We start from the raw sequence: 5,804 nt of genomic DNA on the forward strand, positions 1-5,804 counted from the left end.
ACAGCCGCTACGACGTCCACATCGCCACCAGCAGCACGACCGGGAAGACAACCCCTCCCCGGAAATCCCATCCGTAGCTGGCGATGGGTCTCCTTCGCGAAGAAAGCCGTGGCCCGTTTGAGGATGTCCACGTCCTCCCGCAGCCGGCGGTTCTCCCGTCGCAGCCGCGCCAACTCCTCCCGCTCGTCGCTGGTCAACCCATCCGACCGGGTGCCGGCATCGAGATCGGCCTGCCTGACCCACTCACGTACCGCGGTCTCGGTCAGGTCGAAGTCCCTCGCGACCTGACCGACCGTACGGTCACCCCGTCGACACACCTCGACGATCTCCGCCTTGAACTCCGGCGTGAACGCCCGACGCGGCCGACGTGGTTTCTTACCCATGCCTTCCATGATGAACATCCTCCCGAGGAGCACACAGCCCCTCTGAGCTGGGATGTCCGCCAAACCGGGTCAAGCCCACACTACGTACGCCGAAGATCGCCGCAGTCGCCGGTCACGCCCTGGGTGGTGGTTGCGAGCTGGCGATGATGTGCGACCTGATCTTCGCTGCGGACACCGCCCGGTTCGGCCAGCCGGAGATCAAGCTCGGTGTCATCCCGGGTATCGGCGGCACCCAGCGACTGACCAGACTCATCGGCAGGTCTAAGGCGACCTCACCGGTCGGCTGATGGATGCCGAGGAGGCCGAACGCGCCGGCCTGGTCGCCCGGGTGTTTCCCGCCGATCGGCTGCTGCCCGAGACGACGGCCGTGGCCGAGACCATCGCCGGTTACGGCAAGCTGGCCGTGATGACCGCCCGGGAGGCGGTGGACCGGGCCCAGGAGGTCGGTCTGCGGGAGGGGCTGCTCTTCGAACGACGCGCGTTCCATGCCCTGTTCGCCACCGAGGATCAGGCCGAGGGCATGCGCGCGTTCCTGGAGAGACGGCCCGCCCGCTTCCACGGCCGGTAGGGCGGGCAACCCAAGGTCAGGCGGGCCGGGGGGGCGACGGGCGGCCTCCCTCCACCTCGCGGAGAAACGTGGAGAAGGGGCCGCCCTGCCGGCACCCCTCGCAGCCGGACCTCATCCAGGCGACAACGAGATTCACCAGGCCCGCGTACCGATCGACCGGTCGACGCTGCGGCCAACCGATCGAGGCACCGGCCGGGTGCCGACTCGTAGCGTGCGCGTCGTGACGATAGAGACGGCGTTGTTCCTGGGCCGGTTCCTGCAAAACCCGCGGCGCGTCGGCGCGGTGGCACCGAGTTCGTCGCGGCTCGCGTGGCGGGCCACCGCGCCGGTGCCGGACACCGGCCATCCTGTGGTGGTCGAGCTCGGGCCAGGCACCGGCGCGTTCACCGAGCTGATCCAGCGCCGGCTTGGCGGCCGAGGGCGCCACGTGGCGCTGGAGGTCGACCCGGTGTTCACGGAGCTGCTGAGGCGCCGGTTTCCGCTGGTAGACGTGGTGGCGGCGGCCGCCGACGAGCTGCCGGACGTGCTCACCGCGTACGGGCTGCCACCGGCCGACGTGGTGGTGAGCGGGCTGCCCTGGGCGGTGCTGCCCGCCGCGCTGGTGGACCGGACGATGGCGGCGATCGCCGCCGGCATGGCACCGCACGGAGCGTTCACCACGTTCGCGTACCTGCACGCGAGCTGGACCAGCCCCGCCCGGCGGTTGCGGAACCGGCTGACCGGCGTCTTCGAGGAGGTGGTGGCCGGCCGCACGGTATGGGCGAACCTGCCACCGGCGCTGGTCTACCACGCGCGCCGGCCGCGGCGTCAGTCCGCCGGCTCCCGACGTGGACGGAACTGCTCGTCGACGAGTCCGAGCCGGTGAGCGAGGATGCCGGCCTGCACCCGGTTTCGGGCACCGAGCTTCTCCAGCAGCGCCACGATGTGCGTCTTCACCGTCGTCACACCGACGTTCAGGTATCGGGCGATCTCGGCGTTGGAGAGCCCGACGCCGACGAGGCTGAGCACGTCGCGCTCGCGGGCGGTGAGCGCGGCCAGGGCCGCGGCGTCGGGCTGCTCGTTGTCACCGTCCCGGTCGGCCGCATGCGAGCGGCGGGCCCGGTCGACGACGCGGGCGAGCACGGACGGTGCGAGCAGCGGCTCGCCGCGCGCGGCCCGGCGCACCGCATCGAGCATGTCGGCCGGCTCGCCGTCTTTGACGAGATACCCCACCGCACCGGCGCTCAGCGCGCCGTAGACACTGTCGTCGTCGGCGAACGTCGTGAGGATGAGCACGTTCGTCAACGGTGCCGCGGCCAGCAACCGCCTGGTCGCCTCGATGCCGTCGACACGGGGCATGCGGATGTCCATCAGCACGACGTCCGGGCGCAGCCGCTCGACCAGCCGCACCGCGTTGTGCCCGTCGGCCGCCTCCCCGACCACCTCGATGTCGGGTGCGGTATCGAGCAGGACCCGAATGCCGGCCCGGACCAGGCCCTGATCATCGACGACGAACGCACGGATCATGACTGCCCCTTCCCGGGCAGGTTCGCTTCGACCCGCCATCCCAACCGGGACGTCGGGGCGGCGGTCAGCGTGCCGTCGAGCACGGCGACCCGCTGCCGCATCCCGTCCAGCCCCTGACCGGATACCGGAAGCCGCGTCGGTCCCGGCCCCGACGGCGGCGCGTTCTCGATCACCGCGCGCACCGCGCCGGTGCCGGAAACCGTGACGCCGACCGTGGTTTCGGTGCCGGGGCCGGTGTGCTTGAGGACGTTGGTCAACGCCTCCTGCACGACCCGGACCACCGTGGTGCGAACCAGCAGCGAGGTGTCGGCCAGCCGCGGGTCGACCTCGGCGGTGACCGGCACGCCCGCCCGGCGCAACCGGTCGACCGCGTCGACGAGTGTCGCCTCCGGGTCGGTCACCAACGCCGACCCCTCGCCCGCGTCAACCGCGTCCGGGTCACGCAGCACCGCCAGCACGCCGCGCAGCTCGTCCAGCGCCTGACGCCCGGTCGTGGCCACGTCAACGAGCGCGGCGCGGGCCACCGCCGGGTCACCGCCGCTGTCCAGCGCGAGCGTGCCGACGCTGGCCCGCAGTGTCATCGCGCCCACGTGGTGCGCGATGATGTCGTGCAGGTCCCGAGCGAGGCGGGCCCGCTCGGCCAGCCGCGCCGCATGGGTCTCGGCGGTGCGGCGCGCCTCGGCCTCCGCGGCCCGCTCCTCGGCCACCTGCCGGGCCCGCTGCACGCCGGCCAGGTAGCGGCCGGCCACCACGGGCAGGGCCGTCACGCCGAGCAGCGTCGCCAACGGCGCGTCGATGTCACTGCCGAACGACGCCTGCACCACCAGCGCGGCGTATGTCGCGACCGCACCGGCCAGCGTGACCGGCCAGCGCGCGCGGTGGCCGAGCACGCCGAGCGCGACGAGGAGGAACAGCAGCGCTGCGGCATTGGTGAAGGGTGAGAACCGGGTGGTCGTCACGAGCGCGACCGCCTCGGCGCCGACCGCGACCAGCGGCCACCTGGGCAGCGCGCCGAGCAGCAGGCCGCTCGCGACGGCCAGGGCGATCACGATACACCGCTCCGCCGTCCCGATCGGCCAGTCGAACAGCGCGTTCACCACGGCGACCATGGTGCCGACCGTGACGCACAGCAGCACCGGGCGCCACGTCGGGCGGGCTGGCCGGCGGGCTGTCGCGTCCACACCGCGACGATACGGACCACCCCCAGTCGACGGGTCTCGTTCGATCGGCCGGCGTGCCTCGATCCACCGGCCGGCCGGGCCGCCGGGCCGGCCGCGTCCGGGCCCGCTCGATCGAGGCCAGGCGCCCTCCGGTCCGCCTACGGTTGACAAATGGATTTGGGAACCTGGCTGGTGGAGCGGGGGTCGCAGCTACCACCGGTGACCGTTTACGCCGCCGGTGCGCTGTTGATCGCGGCCGAGGTCGGGGTGCTTCTCGGCGCGTTCGTGCCGGCCGCGTCGGTCATGCTGGCACTCGGCGCACTGTCGGCCACCGGCACGCTGGACCTGCCGGTGACGACCGCCGTCGCGGTGCTGGCCGCGCTGCTCGGTGACTCGGTCGGCTACTGGGAGGGCCGTATCACCGGCCCCCGGCTGCGCACCGGTCGACTGGGCCGGCGCATCGGAAGCCGGCGCTGGCGGCGTGCCGAGCACCTGGTGCGGCGCGGCGGGATCGCCGTCACGATCGGCCGGTGCACCGCGTTCGTACGCACGCTCGTACCGCGGGTGGCCGGCGTAGCTGGTATGCGCTATCGCCGGTTCCTCGTGTACGACGCGGTCGCCGTCGCGGTGTGGGCACCCGGCACCATCCTGATCGGCTACGCCGCCGGTTCCGGCGCGGCCATCGGGTAAAGCCGAGCGCACGCCAGCGGGCGAAGCAAATAGGACCAATCCAACAATCTGGAACTGAACAGATCAACTCAGCCGGCATTAGTTCCCCGGGCGGCTTGCGGGGCCTGCGCGACGCTTCACTTGCCCCCGCCCGTAGCAGGTCGGGCGGCCCCGAATCGCCGACCCGCGCACCCACAGCCGCTTGCGGTCTGCATCGGTCATGTTCGCACGAGTCGTAGCTACGCGACGCGCAGAACGACAAGCGCTTACAGATCTTGAATGGTCAGGTTGTGTCGGGTCTGAGCTTGTTCTTTAACCTCGGCGGCGGGCCGGTGTCGATGATCCTGTGTGGATTCGGCGCGTCGTCGCGGCGGAAGACGGCCACCGCTCGATGATCTTCTGATCCCTGGCGGGATACGAAGACCAAGGCGGTGGCCCTGGCCACGATTCTGGACTACCTGGGCAGATTGGTGCCACCCGACCCGTCCGTGACCGAGTCGGTCGCGGACGCGGCGGCGGTGTTGGCATGCTTTCGTCGGGACTTCTACCGGTGTCTGATTCGACGGGCGGACGCGTTGTTCGAACTCACCGACGCGGCCTTGTGCGTGGACGGTCCGGTGCACAGCCTGGTCGACCTGACACTGACGCCCGAACACAGGCGAGGCCACGGCGCCTTGTACGACGGTCTCAACAACGGCCGCATCGACATCGACCGGCTCCGCACCGCCCTGGCGGGCCTGCCAGTGCCACGTACTGGTGACGGGCGGATCCTGCTCGCGGTCGATGTCACCAACTGGCTGCGTCCGGCCGCGCCCACCAGCGCGGACAGGTTGTTCTGTCACACCTACGGCCGGGCCAGGGGCCAGGCCCAGATGATCCCGGGCTGGCCCTACTCGATCGTCGCCGCCCTGGAGCCAGGACGCACCTCGTGGACCGCGGTTCTGGACGCGCGACGCCTCGGGCCCACCGACGACGCCACCGTGACCGCCCAGCAGGTCCACACCGTGATTGACCGGCTGACCGCCGCCGGTCACTGGCGCGACGGTGACCCGGGCATCGCCATCGTCATGGACACCGGCTACGACGTCACCCGCCTCGCCCACGTCCTGGCGGACCTGCCCGTACAGCTGATCGGCCGGAATCCGCGCCGACCGGGTCCTGCGCCTGCCCAAGCCACCCCGAACGCCAGAAACGACCGGTCGCCCACCCAAACACGGCCCCGAATTCCGCCTGGACAACCCCGACACCTGGCCGACGCCGCACCAGCGCACCACCACCGACACCAGCCGATACGGCACCGCGCACGCCACCAGCTGGGACCGGCTGCATCCGAGACTCACCCGCCGCACCAGCTGGATCGACCATACTCACGACCTACCGGTCATCGAGGGCAGGCTCATCCGGCTACAGGTTGATCACCTGCCCGGCGACCGGAACCCGAAACCGGTATGGCTGTGGTCCTCCACGGTCAGCGCCACCCCCGCCGATGTCGACCGCTGCTGGCAGGCGTTCCTACGC

At 71.4% G+C, this 5,804-nt stretch carries 5 protein-coding genes and 2 pseudogenes; 4 read left to right on the plus strand and 3 right to left on the minus strand.

Annotated features, from left to right (window positions below; all coding sequences use genetic code 11):
* Positions 1-416: transposase (locus tag E1258_RS29065; protein WP_132406737.1), on the minus strand; the 416-nt coding region annotated here is incomplete at its 3' end.
* 47 nt (positions 417-463) lie between these two features.
* On the opposite strand from E1258_RS29065, the pseudogene E1258_RS29070 reads away from it, so the two are divergent.
* Both E1258_RS29070 and E1258_RS29075 read left to right on the plus strand, forming a co-directional pair.
* Positions 464-951 (plus strand): annotated as a pseudogene (locus E1258_RS29070) (enoyl-CoA hydratase-related protein); the annotation flags it as partial.
* A gap of 220 nt (positions 952-1,171) precedes the next feature.
* The gene (locus tag E1258_RS29075; RefSeq protein WP_243715763.1) at positions 1,172-1,816 is read left to right on the plus strand and encodes a class I SAM-dependent methyltransferase; all 645 of its coding nucleotides are present in this window, start codon (positions 1,172-1,174) and stop codon (positions 1,814-1,816) included.
* On the opposite strand, the gene E1258_RS29080 is transcribed toward E1258_RS29075, so the two are convergent.
* Positions 1,759-2,457, minus strand: a complete 699-nt coding sequence (locus E1258_RS29080) for a response regulator transcription factor (RefSeq protein WP_132406739.1) — start codon at positions 2,455-2,457, stop codon at positions 1,759-1,761. The genes E1258_RS29075 and E1258_RS29080 overlap by 58 nt on opposite strands.
* Positions 2,454-3,638 carry a sensor histidine kinase gene (locus E1258_RS29085; RefSeq protein ID WP_132406741.1) on the minus strand — a complete coding sequence of 395 codons (1,185 nt, stop codon included), beginning with the start codon at positions 3,636-3,638 and terminating at the stop codon, positions 2,454-2,456. The genes E1258_RS29080 and E1258_RS29085 overlap by 4 nt, the downstream gene beginning before the upstream one ends.
* Before the next feature lie 150 nt (positions 3,639-3,788).
* On the opposite strand from E1258_RS29085, the gene E1258_RS29090 reads away from it, so the two are divergent.
* Together E1258_RS29090 and E1258_RS35615 are read left to right on the plus strand one after the other, a co-directional pair.
* A complete protein-coding gene (locus E1258_RS29090; RefSeq protein WP_132406743.1) occupies positions 3,789-4,307 on the plus strand; it encodes a DedA family protein in 519 nt (172 codons plus the stop codon).
* A 467-nt stretch (positions 4,308-4,774) separates the two neighbouring features.
* A pseudogene (locus tag E1258_RS35615) lies at positions 4,775-5,804 on the plus strand (transposase); the annotation flags it as partial.

It is taken from the genome of Micromonospora sp. KC207 (assembly GCF_004348615.1).
GTDB lineage: Bacteria > Actinomycetota > Actinomycetes > Mycobacteriales > Micromonosporaceae > Micromonospora.

Excerpts from the sequence above, each read along its gene's own strand:
- E1258_RS29090 (WP_132406743.1), top strand. The coding sequence starts at position 3,789 with ATGGATTTGGGAACCTGGCTGGTGGAGCGGGGGTCGCAGCTACCACCG.
- E1258_RS29080 (WP_132406739.1), bottom strand. The coding sequence starts at position 2,457 with ATGATCCGTGCGTTCGTCGTCGATGATCAGGGCCTGGTCCGGGCCGGC.